The following is a 17229-nucleotide window of genomic DNA, read 5'->3' as shown; positions in this document are numbered from 1 at the left end:
CACACGGACCAATGACCGCAGTTGGCCCGCCTCGGGAGGACGTATGAAGCAACGTGGCCGACACCGCAGGCAGAAGCGGGGTCGTGCGCTGCGCGCCTTCCTCGCCGGAACCGCCCTCGCACTCACCGCCGCCGCCACCATGATCAGCGCCTCGCAGGCCACGGTCGGTGACAGGCCGGGAGCCCTGAAGGCGCTCGCCGCGTCCGACCGGACGGCCGGACTGCGGCTCCAGGAGCGCCTGGTGCCGCAGAGCACCCTCGACCGGCTCGCCGCCGCCATGGGCAGGCCCGTCGGCGTGAGCACCGTCCTCGACGACGCCGACCACTCCCTGCTGGGCGCGGCCGACTGTACGACCACGGAGCGCACAGCACTGCCCGTGGCGCCCGCGGCCACACGCGCGTACTGCTGGGACGCCGCCGACACCCGCGGCTGGCGGGCCGGGGCTGTCACCACCTCCGGGGACGCCGACGACGACGGCCACTGGGGCGCCCGTCGCGTGATCCTCTCCGGCTGGACCCACCAGGCGGGCAGGTCGGGGAAGCCCGGCCTCGCCCGGGTCGCCCTCGTCGACGCGAGCGACCCCGACCGCCTCACCTACGCCTGGGCGACCCTCGCCGTCCCGGTCGACGGCGGCCGCGACTACCGCGGGCTGGCCTCCCCCGTCTCCGGCATGGTCTGGTACCAGGGCAAGCTCCTGGTCACCGCCGCCGACGGGCTGTACGTGTACGACATGCACCGCATCCAGCGGGCCACCGTCGACAGCGGCGCGGTCGGCAGGGTGCGCGGCGGCTGGGCGGCGCAGGGCGCGCGGTACGTCCTGCCGGCCGTCGGCTCGTACCGGGTCACCGGTGGGAGCGCGCGTCCGGCGGCAATCTCGCTCGACCGCAGCACCGCCCCCGACAGCCTGGTGGCGAGCGAATGGGTCCCCGCGGACAGCGGACGGCACACCCGGCTGTGGCGCTATGCGTTCAGCAGCGACCCGGCCCGCGCCGGCCTGCTGGCCACCGACGCCGCGGGACACGCGGTCGCGACCGAGGCGTACGAGACGAAGACAGCAGGCGTCGGCGGCGTCCTGTCGTACGGCTCACAGTGGTACCTGGCCCGCGCGGCGGACACCGCGGACGGCCACGGCACCCTGTGGCGGCAGAACGCGCACGCGGCGAAGGCCACGCGGTGCGGCTCGGACGGGACGAACCGCTGCTGGACCGGACCCTCCGGGTCCCTCTCCTACTGGGAGGAGACCGGTGAGGTCTGGTCGGAGTCCGGGCGGATGCTTTATACGCTGCCGCTGAGCTCGATCGACAGAGCCCTGAGCTAGGCGCACGGGCCCCGTGGGATCGGCCGACGATCGCCTGCGGCGTCATCGTGGCTGGTCGCGCAGTTCCCCGCGCCCCTATCGGGGCGCGGTCAGGTGGACGGCGATCGACACAGCCGCCGGACGGATGATTCCCTGACCGCCATGACCAACATTCCCGTGACCACCTGGTCCCTGGAGCAGACCGCACCGACCGACCTGCTTCCGGCCGCCGCGCCGGAGGGAGACGTGCGGACCGTCCGTTCCGAGGTCCCCTCGCCCGAGTTCAGCCGATTCCTGTACGCGTCCGTCGGCGGCGACATCCGCTGGATCGACCGGCTGGGCTGGACGTACGCGCAGTGGCAGGAGCACCTGGACCGGCCGGGCGTGGAGACCTGGGTCGCATACGACCGGGGAACGCCCGCGGGATACGTGGAGCTGGACCCGCAGGACGACGGGGTCGTGGAGATCGTCTACTTCGGTCTGGTGCCCGCCTTCCGGGGCCGGCGCATCGGCGGACACCTGCTGTCGTACGGCGCCGCCCGCGCCTGGGACCTGGCGGAGCGCTGGCCCGCACTGGCGCAGACGAAGCGGGTCTGGCTGCATACATGCAGCCTGGACGGGGAGCACGCCATGGACAACTATCTGCGCCGGGGCTTCAAGCTCTTCGACACCAAGGTCGAGGAGGAGGCGGAGGTGGCGGCGCCTGGCCCGTGGCCCGGGGCATACCGCGCCTGACCTGCACGGACAAGACCGGCGGCAGCCGATGTGATCGACGACACCCTTGTCCCACATTCCGGGACAAGGATGTCCGCATCATGGACGAAGCTGGACTGTGTCCAGATTGCCATGACACGCTTCCGTCATGTCTGGAACTGGAATTGCCTTGGTGAGTCGGCGGCACGTCGACCTCGGCCGCATGTCCAGCGCCATCTGTCCGGCAAGCTGACGTAGCCCATCAGCGGCCTCCGGCCGCGGGTGCAGCACAGCCGACATCTCTTCCTCAGTCCGATCGCGCAACGACGCGCACGTATGCCCATGCGCCCGAACGCGCAGGTCAGAGCCGCTTTCCCGCCTGTCCCGAAGGACGTAGAACCATGGCCGCCACCCCGCAGAACCCTGCAGCCGCAGCGCCCCGCCGCAAGGTGAGCCGTCACCGCGGTGAGGGCCAGTGGGCCGCGGGGCACCACACCCCGCTCAACGGCAACGAGCAGTTCAAGAAGGACGACGACGGTCTCAATGTGCGGACACGCATTGAGACGATCTACTCCAAGCGGGGCTTCGACTCGATCGACCCGAACGACCTGCGCGGACGTATGCGCTGGTGGGGTCTGTACACCCAGCGCAAGCCCGGGATCGACGGCGGCAAGACCGCGATCCTGGAGCCGGAGGAGCTGGACGACAAGTACTTCATGCTGCGGGTGCGCATCGACGGCGGCCGCCTGACCACCCAGCAGCTGCGCGTGATCGGCGAGATCTCGGAGGAGTTCGCGCGCGGCAGCGCGGACATCACCGACCGGCAGAACATCCAGCTGCACTGGATCCGCATCGAGGACGTCCCGGAGATCTGGAACCGGCTGGAGGCCGTCGGGCTGTCCACGACCGAGGCCTGCGGCGACACCCCCCGCGTCATCATCGGCTCGCCGGTCGCCGGGATCGCCGAGGACGAGATCATCGACGGCACCTGGGCGGTCGACGAGATCCACGAGCGCTACATCGGCAGCAAGGAGTTCTCCAACCTGCCCCGCAAGTTCAAGACGGCGATCTCCGGCTCCCCGCTGCTCGACGTGGTCCACGAGATCAACGACATCGCGTTCGTCGGCGTCGAGCACCCCGAGCACGGCCCCGGCTTCGACCTGTGGGTCGGCGGCGGTCTGTCCACCAACCCGAAGCTCGGCGTCCGCCTCGGCGCCTGGGTGCCGCTGGAGGAGGTCCCGGAGGTGTGGGCCGGCGTGGTCGGCATCTTCCGCGACTGGGGCTACCGGCGCCTGCGCACCCGCGCCCGTCTGAAGTTCCTGGTCGCCGACTGGGGCCCGGAGAAGTTCCGCCAGGTCCTGGAGGACGACTACCTCAAGCGCAAGCTGGTCGACGGTCCCGCGCCCGCCGAGCCCTCGGGCCGCTGGCGCGACCACGTCGGTGTGCACCGGCAGAAGGACGGCCGGTTCTACGTCGGTTTCGCCCCGCGCGTCGGCCGCGTCGACGGCGCCACCCTCACGAAGATCGCCGAGGTCGCCGAGGCCCACGGCTCTGGCCGGGTGCGTACGACCGTCGAGCAGAAGATGATCGTCCTCGATGTCGAGGAGGCGCAGGTCGAGCCGCTGGTCGAGGCCCTGGAGGCGCTCGACCTCACGGCCAAGCCGTCCCCCTTCCGGCGCGGCACCATGGCCTGCACCGGTATCGAGTACTGCAAGCTCGCCATCGTCGAGACCAAGCAGCGTGGTTCGTCCCTGATCGACGAACTGGAGCGCCGCATCCCGGAGTTCGACGAGCCCATCACCATCAACATCAACGGCTGCCCGAACGCCTGCGCCCGTATCCAGGTGGCGGACATCGGTCTCAAGGGCCAGCTCGTCCTCAACGACCAGGGCGAGCAGGTCGAGGGCTACCAGGTGCACCTCGGCGGTGCGCTGGGCCTGGAGGCCGGGTTCGGCCGCAAGGTCCGCGGCCTGAAGGTCACGTCCGAGGAGCTGCCCGACTACGTCGAGCGTGTCCTCAAGCGGTTCCAGGCCGAGCGCGAGGACGGCGAGCGGTTCGCCGCCTGGGCCTCCCGTGCGTCCGAGGAGGCCCTCTCATGAGCGAGCGGGCCGCCCCCTTCTACTGCCCCTACTGCGGCGACGAGGACCTCCGTCCGTCCGAGCAGGGCCATGGCGCGTGGGAATGCGCCGCTTGCAACCGGGCTTTTCAGCTGAAGTTCCTCGGGCTGCTCGCCCGGGGTCTTCAGCACTCCGAAGCAGGGGGAGACGAAATATGACCGCGGTGCAGGAAGAACGGACGACCGAGGACCTGAAGGCGCTCGCCGAGCAGGCCGGCCGCGACCTGGAGGACGCCTCCGCGCTGGAGATCCTCCAGTGGGCGGCCGAGACCTTCGGCAAGCGCTTCTGCGTGACCTCGTCCATGGAGGACGCCGTCGTCGCACACCTCGCCTCGCGCGCGATGCCCGGCGTGGACGTGGTATTCCTCGACACCGGCTACCACTTTCCCGAGACGATCGGCACGAGGGACGCAGTGGAGGCGGTGATGGACGTCAACGTCATCACGCTCACCCCGCGCCAGACGGTCGCCGAGCAGGACGCGGAGTACGGCCCCAAGCTGCACGACCGCGACCCCGACCTGTGCTGCAAGCTGCGCAAGGTCCAGCCGCTGGAACAGGGCCTGAAGAACTATGTGGCCTGGGCGACCGGTCTGCGCCGCGACGAGTCCCCGACCCGGGCGAACACCCCGGTCGTCGGCTGGGACGAGAAGCGCCAGAAGATCAAGATCTCCCCGATCGCCCGCTGGACCCAGGACGACGTGGACGCCTACGTCGCCGAACACGGCGTACTGACCAACCCGCTGCTGATGGACGGCTACGCGTCCGTCGGCTGCGCGCCCTGCACCCGCCGCGTCCTGGAGGGCGAGGACGCGCGCGCGGGCCGCTGGGCGGGCAGCGCCAAGACCGAGTGCGGGCTGCACGGATGACCACGACGATTCAGGAGACGAACGTGACGACCGGAGCCACCGTCTGGCTCACGGGTCTGCCGAGTGCCGGCAAGACCACCATCGCGTACGAGCTGGCCGGCCGGCTGCGCGAGGAGGGCCACCTCGTCGAGGTGCTCGACGGCGACGAGATCCGCGAGTTCATCTCCGCGGGCCTCGGCTTCAGCCGCGAGGACCGGCACACCAACGTGCAGCGCATCGGCTTTCTCGCCGAACTGCTCGCCCGCAACGGCGTCAAGGCGCTCGTCCCGGTGATCGCGCCGTACGCGGACAGCCGCGAGGCAGTGCGCAAGCGCCACCAGGAGGGCGGGGCGGCGTACATCGAGGTGCACGTGGCCACTCCGGTCGAGGTGTGCTCCGTACGTGATGTGAAGGGTCTGTACGCCAAGCAGGCGGCCGGCGAGCTGACGGGGCTGACGGGTGTGGACGACCCGTACGAGGAGCCCGAGTCTCCCGACCTGCGCATCGAGTCGCAGGACCAGACCGTCCAGGAGTCCGCGGCCGCGGTCCACGCGCTGCTCACCGAAAGGGGACTGGCATGACGACGACCGTCGCTGCTGTCGAGGAGGGTACGGCGGCCCCGTACACCCTCTCGCACCTGGACGCGCTGGAGTCCGAGGCGGTGCACATCTTCCGCGAGGTGGCGGGCGAGTTCGAGCGGCCGGTGATCCTGTTCTCCGGCGGCAAGGACTCCATCGTCATGCTGCACCTGGCGCTGAAGGCCTTCGCGCCGGCCGCGGTTCCCTTCTCGCTGCTGCACGTGGACACCGGGCACAACTTCCCCGAGGTCCTGGAGTACCGCGACCGGACGGTGGCGAAGCACGGGCTGCGGCTGCATGTCGCGTCGGTGCAGGACTACATCGACCGCGGTGTGCTCAAGGAGCGCCCGGACGGGACCCGCAACCCGCTGCAGACGCTGCCGCTGACGGAGAAGATCCAGGCGGAGAGGTTCGACGCGGTCTTCGGCGGCGGACGCCGCGACGAGGAGAAGGCCCGGGCCAAGGAGCGGGTGTTCTCCCTGCGGGACGAGTTCTCGCAGTGGGACCCGCGCCGCCAGCGCCCCGAGCTGTGGAACCTGTACAACGGCCGACACGCACCCGGCGAGCACGTCCGCGTCTTCCCGCTGTCCAACTGGACCGAGCTGGACGTGTGGCAGTACATCGCCCGTGAGGGCATCGAGCTGCCGGACATCTACTTCGCGCACGAGCGCGAGGTGTTCGCCCGCAGCGGCATGTGGCTGACCGCGGGCGAGTGGGGCGGGCCCAAGGACGGCGAGACCGTCGAGAAGCGGCTCGTCCGGTACCGGACCGTCGGTGACATGTCCTGCACGGGTGCCGTCGACTCGGACGCCGTGACGCTGGAGCAGGTCATCACGGAGATCGCCGCCTCCCGGCTCACCGAGCGCGGCGCCACCCGCGCCGACGACAAGATGTCCGAGGCCGCGATGGAAGACCGTAAGCGCGAGGGGTACTTCTAAGCATGAGCACCACCACGGAACTCACCGAGACCACCCTTCTGCGGTTCGCGACCGCCGGTTCGGTCGACGACGGCAAGTCCACGCTCGTCGGCCGGCTGCTGCACGACTCCAAGTCGGTCCTGGTCGACCAGCTGGAGGCCGTCGAACGCGCCTCCGCGAGCCGCGGCCAGGACGCCCCGGACCTCGCGCTGCTGACGGACGGTCTGCGCGCCGAGCGCGAGCAGGGCATCACGATCGACGTGGCGTACCGCTACTTCGCCACGCCCCAGCGGCGGTTCATCCTCGCCGACACCCCCGGCCATGTGCAGTACACCCGCAACATGGTGACGGGTGCCTCCACCGCCGAGCTGACCGTGATCCTGGTCGACGCCCGCAACGGCGTCGTCGAGCAGACCCGGCGGCACGCCGCGATCGCGGCCCTGCTCCGCGTCCCGCACGTGGTGCTGGCGGTCAACAAGATGGACCTGGTCGAGTACCAGGAGTCGGTCTTCGCAGCGATCGCCGAGGAGTTCACGGCGTACGCGCTCGAGCTGGGCGTCCCGGAGATCACCGCGATCCCGATCTCGGCGCTCGCCGGTGACAACGTGGTGGAGCCGTCCGCGAACATGGACTGGTACGGCGGCCCGACCTTCCTGGAGCACCTGGAGACGGTCCCGGTCACCCACGACCTGAGCCACTGCCACGCGCGCCTTCCCGTGCAGTACGTGATCCGCCCGCAGACCGCCGACCACCCGGACTACCGGGGTTACGCGGGCCAGATCGCGGCCGGGTCCTTCCACGTCGGCGAGGCCGTCACGGTGCTCCCCTCGGGCCGTGCCTCCCGCATCTCCGGCATCGACCTGCTCGGCGAGCCGGTCGACGTCGCCTGGACCACCCAGTCGGTGACGATCCTCCTGGAGGACGACATCGACATCTCGCGCGGCGACCTGATCGTGCCCAGCAAGGACGCCCCGGCGACCACGCAGGACATCGAGGCGACCGTCTGCCACGTGGCGGACCAGGCGCTGACCATCAACCACCGGGTGCTGCTCAAGCACGGCACCCGCACGGTCAAGGCCATCGTCAAGGACATCCCGTCCCGGCTCACGCTCGACGACCTGTCCCTGCACCCGCACCCGGGACAGCTCGTCGCCAACGACATCGGCCGCGTGAAGATCCGCACGGCGGAACCGCTGCCGGTGGACTCCTACGCCGACTCGCGCCGCACCGGCTCCTTCATCCTCATCGACCCGAACGACGGCACCACGCTCACCGCGGGCATGGTCGGCGAGTCGTTCGCGTCCCCGGAGCCGGTCAAGGACGAGGCCGAGGACGACGGGTGGGACTTCTGACATGAGCTCCACCGATTACTTCTCCACGTTCGCGAAGGAGGGCGGCCGCGTCGGCAGCGGCGCTCTGGGCAGCGGGCAGGGCGGAGTGGCGCGATGTGTGCGTTGACGTACGCGCACTGCCTGCGCGCCCCGTCCCCCCACCCGACGTCCCGGAAGCGACGAAGACCTGCCGACCTCCCGGCCACGACCTGAAAGACCGTGACCGCCGGGCCTCCGAGAGGAACACCTCCCGTGCCTGTCAACCGCTCAACGTTCCTTCGCCGCGGCATCGCCGTAGTGACCGCACTTCCGCTCCTCACACTCGCCGCTTGCAGCTACGGGTCCAAGTCCACGAGCGACAACGCCAAGGAGAAGGTCGCCGCGGGGTCGTCGAAGATCGACGGTCTCGGCTCCGTCAAGATCGGCTACTTCGGCAACCTGACCCACGGCACCGCGCTCGTCGCCCGTCAGCAGGGCCTCTTCCAGAAGGAACTGGGCGCCACCAAGGCGGACTACCAGATCTTCAACGCCGGCCCCTCGGAGATCGAGGCCCTCAACTCGGGCTCCATCGACATCGGTTGGATCGGCCCGTCCCCGGCGATCAACGGTTACGTCAAGTCCAACGGCAAGGGCCTGAAGATCATCGGCGGTTCGGCCTCCGGCGGCGTGAAGCTCGTCGTGAACCCGAAGAAGATCAAGTCCCTGAAGGACGTCAAGGGCAAGAAGATCGCGACCCCGCAGCTCGGCAACACCCAGGACGTGGCGTTCCTCAACTGGGTCGCCGACCAGGGCTGGAAGGTCGACGCGAACACCGGCAAGGGCGATGTGTCGGTGGTCCGCACCGACAACAAGATCACCCCGGATGCATACGCGTCCGGCGCCATCGACGGTGCCTGGGTGCCGGAGCCGACCGCGTCCAAGCTGGTCGCAGAGGGCGGCAAGGTGCTGCTCGACGAGGCCTCGCTGTGGCCCGACAAGAAGTTCGTGATCACGAACATCGTCGTGCGACAGGCATTCCTCAAGGAGCACCCGAAGGCCGTCGAGGCCGTGCTGAAGGCATCGGTCGAGGCCAACAAGTGGATCAACGCCAACCCTGACAAGGCGAAGGCGGTGGCGAACCAGCGGCTGGAGGCCGACTCCGGCAAGGCGCTCAAGGCGAAGGTTTTGGACCCGGCCTGGAAGTCGATCCAGTTCACCAACGACCCGCTGGCCTCCACCCTCAACACCGAGGCGGAGCACGCCGTCAAGGCCGGTCTGCTGGAGAACCCCAGCCTGAAGGGCATCTACGACCTCACGATCCTCAACAAGGTCCTCAAGGCCGAGGGCGAGAGCACGGTGGACGACGCCGGTCTCGGCGCCAGCTGATACCCGCCCGATGAGTTCCCAGGAGGTGACGACCATGGCAACGACCACGACGCTCGCCAAGGCCGAGGAGTCGGTGGAGTACGCCGCTCGCCTTGAGCATGTCTCGAAGTCCTTCGCAGGACCGGGCGGGCAGCAGCTCGTCCTGGACGACATCAGCATCGATGTCGCACCAGGTGAGTTCGTCACCCTCCTGGGGGCCTCGGGCTGCGGCAAGTCCACCCTGCTGAACCTGGTGGCGGGCCTGGACCGGCCGACCGTCGGCTCCATCGCGACGGACGGCCGCCCGGCTTTGATGTTCCAGGAGCACGCCCTCTTCCCGTGGCTGACCGCGGGCAAGAACATCGAACTCGCCCTCAAACTCAGGGGAGTTCAGAAGAACGAGCGGCGCGAGAAGGCCGAGGAGCTGCTCGAACTCGTACGGCTGAAGGGCGCGCACGGCAAGCGCGTGCACGAGCTGTCGGGCGGTATGCGCCAGCGCGTGGCGCTGGCCCGCGCGCTCGCCCAGGAGAGCAACCTGCTGCTGATGGACGAGCCGTTCGCGGCCCTCGACGCCATCACGCGGGATGTGCTGCACGACGAGCTGACCCGCATCTGGGCGGAGACCGGCGTGTCCGTCCTCTTCGTCACGCACAACGTGCGTGAGGCAGTACGGCTCGCGCAGCGGGTCATCCTGCTGTCGTCCCGGCCGGGCCGGATCGCGCGCGAGTGGACGGTCGGAATTCCGCAGCCGCGGCGCATCGAGGACGCGCCCGTGGCCGAACTGTCCCTTGAGATCACCGATGTACTGCGTGGGGAGATCCGCCGTCATGGCCAGCACTGATACGACGCCGGCCCAGGACGCCGGAAGCGTCGAGGCGGGCCTCGACGCGCTGGAGACCAGGGCCACCGGCCGTACGCCCTTCAGCCAGACCTTCAAGAACAAGATCCTGCCGCCCATCATCGCCATCGCCGTGGTGCTGGTGGCCTGGACCCTGCTCTACCCGGTCGTCGACAACCCGTCGAAGCTGCCCTCTCCCGGCGATGTGTGGGCCGAGGTCGAGGACCAGTGGCTCAAGGGGACCCTGCTCGACTACATATGGGGCAGTGTCTCCCGCGGTCTGCTGGGCTTCCTGCTCGCACTGGTCATCGGTACGCCGTTGGGCCTGGTGGTGGCGCGGGTGAGGTTCGTTCGCGCGGCGATCGGCCCGATCCTCTCCGGCCTGCAGTCGCTGCCCTCGGTGGCCTGGGTCGCGCCGGCGGTGATCTGGCTGGGCCTGAACAACTCCGTGATGTTCACGGTGATCCTGCTGGGCGCCGTCCCCTCGATCGCCAACGGCCTGGTGTCGGGCGTCGACCAGGTGCCCCCGCTGTTCCTGCGCGCGGGCCGCACCCTCGGGGCGACGGGCCTGCGTGGCACGTGGCACATCGTGATGCCGGCGGCGCTGCCCGGCTATGTGGCCGGCCTGAAGCAGGGCTGGGCGTTCTCCTGGCGCTCGCTGATGGCCGCCGAGATCATCGCCCAGTCCCCGGACATGGGCATGGGTCTGGGCCAGCTGCTGGAGGTGGGCCGCACCAACAGCAGCATGGCGACGGTCTTCCTCGCCATCCTGCTCATCCTGTTCGTCGGCATAGCCATCGACCTGCTGATCTTCAGCCCGCTGGAGCGGTGGGTGCTGCGCAGCCGCGGTCTGCTGGTGAAGAGCTGAGTCCCATGCACCCTTCGAAGCCCGTCCTCCTCGTCATCGCCCACGGCAGCCGCGACCCGCGGCACGCCGCGACGGTGCACACGCTCGTACGCCGGGTGCGCTCGCTGCGCCCGGACGTACGGGTGGAGACGGGCTTCCTGGACTTCAACGTCCCCTCGGTGCACGGGGTGCTGGAGTCCCTGGCGGCGGAGGGCGTTCGTGACGTCGTAGCCCTCCCCCTGCTCCTGACACGCGCGTTCCACGCCAAGGCGGACATCCCGGCGGTCCTGCGAGACGCGCCGCCGCAGCTGCGGATCCGGCAGGCGGACGTCCTCGGCCCGTCGCCGCTGTTGCTGTCCGCACTGGAACGCCGTCTGTACGAGGCAGGGCTGAGCCCCGCCGACAAGTCCTCGACCGGGGTCGTGCTGGCCTCGGCGGGGTCCACCGACCCGGAGGCGATCGCGGTGATCGCAGAAATCGCGCGGGAGTGGCGGCACACCGGTTGGTGCGCCGTGCGGCCCGCGTTCGCCTCCGCATCCCTGCCGCGCACCGAGGACGCCGTCCGCGAACTCCGGGCGCTGGGCTGCAAGCAGGTGGCCGTGGCGCCGTACGTCCTGGCACCCGGTTTCCTGCCGGACCGCATCGCACGGGGCGCGGCACAGGCGGATGTCCTCGCCGACGTGCTGGGAGCGGCGCCGGAAGTCGCACGGGTGCTTCTGCACAGGTACGACGAGGCGTCCGCTCGTGCGCTGCTGCCGGTGCCGGCGAGCGCCTGAGGGACGACGGGGGCTAGTCGAAGGACAACCCGCCCGTTCGGGTGCGCTTCAGCTCGAAGAAGTCGGGGTCCGTCGCCAACACCCGGAAGCTGTCGAAGAGTTCGGCCGCTCGCGCGCCGCGCGGAATGGCCCGCAGTACGGGCCCGAACCACACCGTTCCGTCGACATGGATGGTGGGCGTGCCCACATAGCCGCCCGATTCCGACTCGGTGCCCGCCTCGTGGCTGCGGCGTACGGCCTCGTCGTACGACGGGTCGTGCGCGGCGGACGCGAGATCCGCGGGGAGGCCGAGTTCGGCGAGGGAATCGGTGATCACCGCGTCGAAGTCGTCCGTCTTGCATTCGTGGATACGGGTGCCGAAAGCCGTGTACATGTCACGCAGGACCTTCTCGCCGTGCCGCTCGGCTGCGGCCACTGCGACCCGTACCGGACCGATCGACTTGTCGACCAACTCCCGGTACCAGTCGGGGAGTTCATTGCCGAGGTTGTGCAGGTAGAGGCTCATCGCGTGGAAGCGGAGGTCGAGCGGGCGCTCGCGCTCGACCTCCAGGAGCCAGCGGGAGGTGATCCAGGCGAAGGGGCAGGCGGGGTCGAACCAGAAGTCGACTCGGGTGGGAGGGGCGGCGGGCGAGGTGTTCGTCATGAAGCCGACGCTAGTGGTCAGGTGGTGCAGTGTCCCGGCCCAATCCCAGGCTTGTTCACTGGCCCAATTCCGGGTCCCGTCCACTGGCGGCGAGCGCCCGGTCGAACACGGGCGCGTCGTCCGGCACCGTCACCGGGTCGGCGAAGCCGTCGTACTGCCGGTAGAGCTCGCCGTGCTTCTCGACCACCCCGAGGACGAAGCGGGCCGCGTCGTCCGAGACGTGGAACTTCTGGCCGGTGGCGGTGGCGACGTCCCAGCCGTGCACCGCCATCTCCTTGATGACCATCGAGGCGATCTCAGCGGCAGGCATCTTCGCCATGCCGAGGTCGACCTCGCCCTCCCACACCGCGGGGTCGGCCCAGGCCGCGACGGCGCGGTCCAGCTGGGCGGCGTAGGCGGCGGGCCAGTCGGGGTCGGCGGTGAAGTCGCGGCCGGTCAGCTCCTCGGGGAGCTGCTTGCGCAGGGCGCGGTGCTCCAGGCCGTGGGAGGTGTAGAGGACCCAGTGGTTGACCAGGGCACGGACGTCCCAGTCGTCGCAGTGGGTGGAATTGCCGAGCCGGTCCGCCGGGACGCCGCGCGCAACGCGCGCCGCCTCGGCGGCACACTCGGTCATGAACGTGTGCAGGTGCTTCGGGTCGTCGTCGTACGTCATGCACCACACGTTAGGAAGGGGCCGCTCAGGCTTCTTGAACAAACGCGACAGCCTCGTCGGCGAGGCGGACGAGGTCGCCGATCGGCATCGATCCGGGGGCCCGGTGCTCGTGCGCGAAGGTGTTCGCGAGCTGCTGGAGGAGGTCGTTGAGCGGGGTGGGTACGCCGTGCAGGCGGCCGAGGAGTGCGATCTCGCCGTTGAGGTAGTCGGCCTCGATGGTGCCGGTGCCGCGGGCTAGGGACTGCCAGGTGGAGCCGCCGCCACGTGGGGCGCCCTCCAGCGGGACCAGGTCCACCTTGTGGCCGCGCACCGCCTGCTGCTCCTCGACACTCGCGTACGCAATCCCGGCGGCGTCGAGCACGGCCTCGCCCTCGGCGCGCACGCGCGTCCGCAGCGCCGTCGCGGCCTCGGTGCCGTCGGCCGGCCCGCTCACCGCCATGACGGTGTTGTTGAGGTTGGTCAGCAGCTTGGCGTACTGCCAGCGCGCCACGTCCGGCACGACCGGTGCCTCGAAGAACCCCGTCTTCTCCAGGTCGGCGGCGACCAGCCGGGCTGTCTCGTCGGTGCCGTGCGGATGGCGGCCGAGGTGCAGGATGCCGGTGAGGGGAGCACAGGCCGCGAAGACGTGTCCCGGTTCGACGAAGGTCGCGGGCAGCCAGACGCAGACGCCGTACACCCGCCGGAAGACCCGCAGGGCGAGACGCTGGCCCTCCACCCCGTTCTGCGCACAGAACAACGGCAGCCGCTCGGCCGCCGTGCCGCCGCCTGCGACCGGTGCCGGACCCCAGGCATGCAGCGCGGTCACGGTGTCCTGGGTCTTCACGGCGAGGACGAGCACGTCGTCGGCCCTCAACTCGCCCAGTTCGCCCGGCCCTTCGACGGCCGGCAGCCGGTAGGTGTACGCGCCGTCCGGCACCTTCAGCCGCAGCCCGCCGTCCCGCAGCGCCGCGTGGTGCGCGCCCCGCGCGACCAGAACCACCTCGTGCCCCGCCTGCGCGAGACGCCCGCCGATCGAACCGCCGACAGCCCCTGCTCCGATAATGATGTAGCGCATGGGACGAGCCTCGCACAGTCGTGTGTACCAGCCATGAAGGGCCAGGGCGCGCGGTCACTCCGCGGTGAGCTCCACCAGTTTCATGACGGTGTTCCAGTTGCGGCTCGTGGCGATCAGGCCTTTGTTGATGCGGGGTTTGGCGAGGTGGACGGCGAGCTGGGAGCGGCCGAGGCCGTCCGGCGCGTACAGGTACAGCGCGCGGTCGCCGAGCCGGAACTCCTCCGGGAGGTACGCCTCACGGTCGATCTCCGCGAACCGTTCGGCGTCGACCGGCGCGGAGAAGTAGGTGACGTGGAGCTGTTTGGCCTCCAGTTCGGCCGCCGGGAACGGGCAGGCCTCGGCGACCGCCTTGAGGTAGGCGTGGTCGCGCACGATCACATCCACGGCGAAGCCGAAGTGCTTCTGGATCGCCTGCGCGAGTTCGGCGGCCAACGACTCCTCGTCACCGTGATCGCTGGCGAACACGGCCTGGCCGCTCTGCAGATGGGTGCGTACGCCGTCGTAGCCGAGGCCGTCCATCAGCTGCCGGAGTTCGGCCATCGGGAGCTTCTTCTTGCCGCCCACGTTGATCCCGCGCAGCAGCGCCGCATACGTCGTCGTCATGGCGCACACCATAAAGCGGCCGTCGTGCCCCGTGGGGGTGGGCACGACGGCCGCCGCGTCCGCGCGGGGCGGACTGCCCGAAACTCTGTCCGAACCCGGGGTCCGGATCAACCGATACACGCACCTGTGACTTGTTCAACAAGGTTTCGCAATAACCAGCAATGACAAAGAGGAGCGATGCCGACGGACCGGACACGGTCCTTGTCCCCGATCTTCATCCCTGATCTTCATCCCCGAGAACTCCCGATAGATGTAAGGGGCCGACGTCCTCCCCAGCGATGAGACAGCGGCGTACGAGGGGAGGACCCGCTCCCGCCGCACTTCACCGGGCAGCACGACGAGACGCTCTTATCCGGCGCATACCTTCGAAGCGAAAGGTGGCGGCAGGGGGCCGCGACCGTATACGAGGGGGCAAGCCCGTCATGGGGAACGGAGATTCACGGGTGCGGGGCATCGCCGCCCGGGCCGGCGGCTGGAGCGCCCGGCACCGATGGGCTGCCGTCGGCATCTGGGTGCTGTTCGTCGTCCTGGCGATGGGGCTCGGTTCGGCTGCCGGCCGGGTCGACGTCAAGGAGAGCGACCAGCTCAAGGGCGAGACACACACCGCCGCCAAGATCATCGAAGATGCGGGGATCAAGGAGCCGGCGAGCGAGACGGTCCTGATCCAGGCGAAGGGCGGCCGGCTCAAGGCCACCGACGCCGAGTTCAAGTCCGCCGTCGACGCAGTCGTGAAGGCCGTCGACGGGACCGGCAAGGTCACGGACGTGAAGTCGCCGTACGTCACGAACACGATCTCCAAGGACGGGCGCAGCGCGCTGGTGCAGTTCGACATGCGCGGCGACTCCGAGACCGCGTACGAGCGCGTGGAGCCGGTGCTGAAGGCCGTCGCGGGGGCGCAGAAGGAGCACGGGACGCTGCGGATCGAGGAGATCGGCAGCGCCAGCATGAACAAGACGTTCAAGGACGCGTTCGGCGACGACTTCAAGAAGGCCGAGCTCTCCGCGGTGCCGGTGGCTCTCGGCATTCTGCTCATCGCCTTCGGTGCGCTGGTGGCCGCGCTGCTGCCGGTGGCGCTGGCGATCACCGCGATCATGGCGACGATGGGTCTGATGGGTGTCGTCAGCCATGTGATGCCGATGAGCGACACCGCCAACTCCGTAATGCTGCTGGTCGGTCTGGCGGTCGGCGTCGACTACTGCCTGTTCTATCTGCGCCGTGAGCGCGAGGAGCGCGCGGCCGGGAGGGACGCGCAGACCGCTCTGCAGATCGCCGCCGCCACCAGCGGCCGGGCGATCGTCGTCTCCGGCATCACCGTGTGCGTGGCGATGGCGGGCATGCTGTTCACCGGGCTCGTCACGTTCCAGGGGATGGGTCTGGCCTCGCTGATCGTCGTGGCGGTCGCCATGGTCGGGTCGGTGACGGTGCTGCCCGCGCTGCTCTCGCTGCTGGGCGAGCGGGTCGAGAAGGGGCGGATTCCCTTCCTGCGCAAGGCGATGGAGCGTCGGGCCGCCCGCACGGGCGGGGAGAGCCGGTTCTGGACCGCGGTCCTGCGCGGTGTGCTCGCCAAGCCGCTGGTCTCCGTGCTCGTCGCGGCCGGTGCACTGCTGGCCATCGCGGCTCCGGCACTCGGCATGAAGACCCAGAACCTCACGCTGGACCAGGAGTTCGGCGACTCGCTGCCGATCGTGCAGACGTACAACCGGGTCAACGACGCCTTCCCGGGCGGCTCCGACCCGGCCGAGGTCGTCGTCAAGGCGAAGGACATCAACGCGCCCGAGGTGAAGTCCGCGCTCGCCGACTTCAAGGCGCGGGCGATCAGTTCGGGTGCCTCGCGCGGCCCGGTCGAGATCAAGCTGCACGATGCACAGAACATCGCCTACGTCTACGTCCCGCTGGTCGGCGGCTCCGACCTGGACAAGGCGGGCGCCAGCCTGGAGAAGCTGCGCGACGAGGTGCGGCCGGCCACGCTCGGCAAGGTCGACGGCGTCCAGGCGCCGATCACCGGACAGGTCGCCGGCTCGCAGGACTTCAACGACCAGCTCGGCGGCGCCGTGCTCCCGGTGTTCGCGTTCGTCGTGGTCTTCGCCTTCCTGCTGATGCTCCTGTCGTTCCGCTCGCTGACGGTCGCGATCACGTCGATCCTGCTCAACCTGCTGTCGGTGGGCGCGGCCTACGGCATCCTCGTCGCCGTATTCCAGCACGGCTGGGGTGCCTCGCTGGTGGGCGCGGAGGGTGTCGGCGCGATCATCACCTGGCTGCCGCTGTTCCTGTTCGTGATCCTGTTCGGGCTGAGCATGGACTACCACGTGTTCGTGGTCTCCCGGATCCGCGAGGCCCGGCTGCGCGGCCGTACGACCAGGGACGCGATCCAGCACGGTGTGGTCACCACGGCCGGTGTCGTCACCAGCGCCGCGGTCATCATGGTCGCCGTGTTCGCGATCTTCGGCACGCTGTCCATGCAGTCCATGAAGCAGATGGGCGTCGGCCTCGCGGCCGCGGTGCTCATCGACGCGACGATCATCCGGGGTGTGCTGCTCCCGGCGGTGATGGCGCTGCTGGGCGAGCGCAACTGGTATCTGCCGAGGTGGCTGCACCGGCTGCCGGACCTGACGCACGACGAGTCGGCGGAGGTCATCACGCACTCGGTGCGGCGCGACGAGGGTGAGCGACTGGGCGTCTGACCCCTACCGACCGA

The 17229-nt window shown here is 69.7% G+C and carries 18 protein-coding genes; 14 read left to right on the top strand and 4 right to left on the bottom strand.

What is annotated here, in order from left to right:
* The first annotated feature begins 43 nt into the window (after window positions 1-43).
* From IH68_RS0127775 to IH68_RS0127715, 13 genes are all read left to right on the top strand, one after another.
* The gene (locus IH68_RS0127775) at window positions 44-1318 is read left to right on the top strand and encodes a hypothetical protein (protein WP_030940230.1); all 1275 of its coding nucleotides are present in this window, start codon (window positions 44-46) and stop codon (window positions 1316-1318) included.
* Between the two features lie 141 nt (window positions 1319-1459).
* Complete coding sequence (locus tag IH68_RS0127770) at window positions 1460-2032, top strand: GNAT family N-acetyltransferase (RefSeq protein ID WP_030940229.1); 573 nt, start codon at window positions 1460-1462, stop codon at window positions 2030-2032.
* Between the two features lie 127 nt (window positions 2033-2159).
* The gene (locus tag IH68_RS59480) at window positions 2160-2243 is read left to right on the top strand and encodes a putative leader peptide (RefSeq protein WP_309486338.1); all 84 of its coding nucleotides are present in this window, start codon (window positions 2160-2162) and stop codon (window positions 2241-2243) included.
* Between the two features lie 148 nt (window positions 2244-2391).
* Window positions 2392-4089, top strand: coding sequence for a nitrite/sulfite reductase (locus IH68_RS0127765; RefSeq protein WP_030940228.1), 1698 nt, complete (start codon window positions 2392-2394; stop codon window positions 4087-4089).
* Window positions 4086-4265, top strand: coding sequence for a hypothetical protein (locus tag IH68_RS58315; protein ID WP_030940226.1), 180 nt, complete (start codon window positions 4086-4088; stop codon window positions 4263-4265). The genes IH68_RS0127765 and IH68_RS58315 overlap by 4 nt, the downstream gene beginning before the upstream one ends.
* Window positions 4262-4972 carry a phosphoadenylyl-sulfate reductase gene (locus IH68_RS0127755; protein ID WP_030940224.1) on the top strand — a complete coding sequence of 237 codons (711 nt, stop codon included), beginning with the start codon at window positions 4262-4264 and terminating at the stop codon, window positions 4970-4972. Before IH68_RS58315 ends, IH68_RS0127755 begins: the two co-directional genes overlap by 4 nt.
* Window positions 4973-4995: 23 nt before the next feature.
* A complete protein-coding gene (gene cysC, locus IH68_RS0127750; RefSeq protein WP_030940222.1) occupies window positions 4996-5532 on the top strand; it encodes an adenylyl-sulfate kinase in 537 nt (178 codons plus the stop codon).
* The gene (gene cysD, locus IH68_RS0127745) at window positions 5529-6467 is read left to right on the top strand and encodes a sulfate adenylyltransferase subunit CysD (protein ID WP_030940219.1); all 939 of its coding nucleotides are present in this window, start codon (window positions 5529-5531) and stop codon (window positions 6465-6467) included. The genes cysC and cysD overlap by 4 nt, the downstream gene beginning before the upstream one ends.
* A gap of 2 nt (window positions 6468-6469) precedes the next feature.
* Complete coding sequence (locus IH68_RS0127740; protein WP_030940217.1) at window positions 6470-7798, top strand: sulfate adenylyltransferase subunit 1; 1329 nt, start codon at window positions 6470-6472, stop codon at window positions 7796-7798.
* 231 nt (window positions 7799-8029) lie between these two features.
* Window positions 8030-9142 (top strand): aliphatic sulfonate ABC transporter substrate-binding protein, encoded by a 1113-nt coding sequence (locus IH68_RS0127730; protein WP_030940213.1) that lies wholly within the window; start codon window positions 8030-8032, stop codon window positions 9140-9142.
* Between the two features lie 10 nt (window positions 9143-9152).
* Complete coding sequence (locus tag IH68_RS0127725; RefSeq protein ID WP_199931933.1) at window positions 9153-9962, top strand: ABC transporter ATP-binding protein; 810 nt, start codon at window positions 9153-9155, stop codon at window positions 9960-9962.
* Window positions 9949-10827 (top strand): ABC transporter permease, encoded by an 879-nt coding sequence (locus tag IH68_RS0127720; protein WP_030940209.1) that lies wholly within the window; start codon window positions 9949-9951, stop codon window positions 10825-10827. The genes IH68_RS0127725 and IH68_RS0127720 overlap by 14 nt, the downstream gene beginning before the upstream one ends.
* 5 nt (window positions 10828-10832) lie before the next feature.
* Window positions 10833-11582: a sirohydrochlorin chelatase gene (locus IH68_RS0127715; RefSeq protein WP_030940207.1), complete on the top strand. Its 750-nt coding sequence runs from the start codon at window positions 10833-10835 to the stop codon at window positions 11580-11582.
* A gap of 13 nt (window positions 11583-11595) precedes the next feature.
* Here IH68_RS0127715 and IH68_RS0127710 read toward each other — a convergent pair whose 3' ends face one another.
* From IH68_RS0127710 to IH68_RS0127695, 4 genes are read right to left on the bottom strand one after another with little or no spacing between them, the layout of a single operon-like run.
* Window positions 11596-12225 (bottom strand): DsbA family protein, encoded by a 630-nt coding sequence (locus IH68_RS0127710; RefSeq protein ID WP_030940205.1) that lies wholly within the window; start codon window positions 12223-12225, stop codon window positions 11596-11598.
* Window positions 12226-12280: 55 nt separating this feature from the next.
* Window positions 12281-12877 (bottom strand): TIGR03086 family metal-binding protein, encoded by a 597-nt coding sequence (locus IH68_RS0127705; protein ID WP_030940203.1) that lies wholly within the window; start codon window positions 12875-12877, stop codon window positions 12281-12283.
* Between the two features lie 25 nt (window positions 12878-12902).
* Window positions 12903-13931 (bottom strand): ketopantoate reductase family protein, encoded by a 1029-nt coding sequence (locus IH68_RS0127700; RefSeq protein WP_030940201.1) that lies wholly within the window; start codon window positions 13929-13931, stop codon window positions 12903-12905.
* Window positions 13932-13985: 54 nt separating this feature from the next.
* Entirely contained in the window at window positions 13986-14534 is a 549-nt protein-coding gene (locus tag IH68_RS0127695) for a DUF1697 domain-containing protein (protein ID WP_030940199.1), read from the bottom strand.
* Between the two features lie 422 nt (window positions 14535-14956).
* On the opposite strand from IH68_RS0127695, the gene IH68_RS0127690 reads away from it, so the two are divergent.
* Entirely contained in the window at window positions 14957-17215 is a 2259-nt protein-coding gene (locus IH68_RS0127690) for an MMPL family transporter (protein ID WP_030940198.1), read from the top strand.
* The last annotated feature ends 14 nt before the right edge of the window (window positions 17216-17229 follow it).

Origin of the sequence: Streptomyces sp. NRRL S-646, assembly GCF_000720765.1 — a bacterium.
GTDB lineage: Bacteria > Actinomycetota > Actinomycetes > Streptomycetales > Streptomycetaceae > Streptomyces.
Note: the sequence above shows the minus strand (reverse complement) of the source record. Positions and strands in the feature narration are given on the sequence as shown.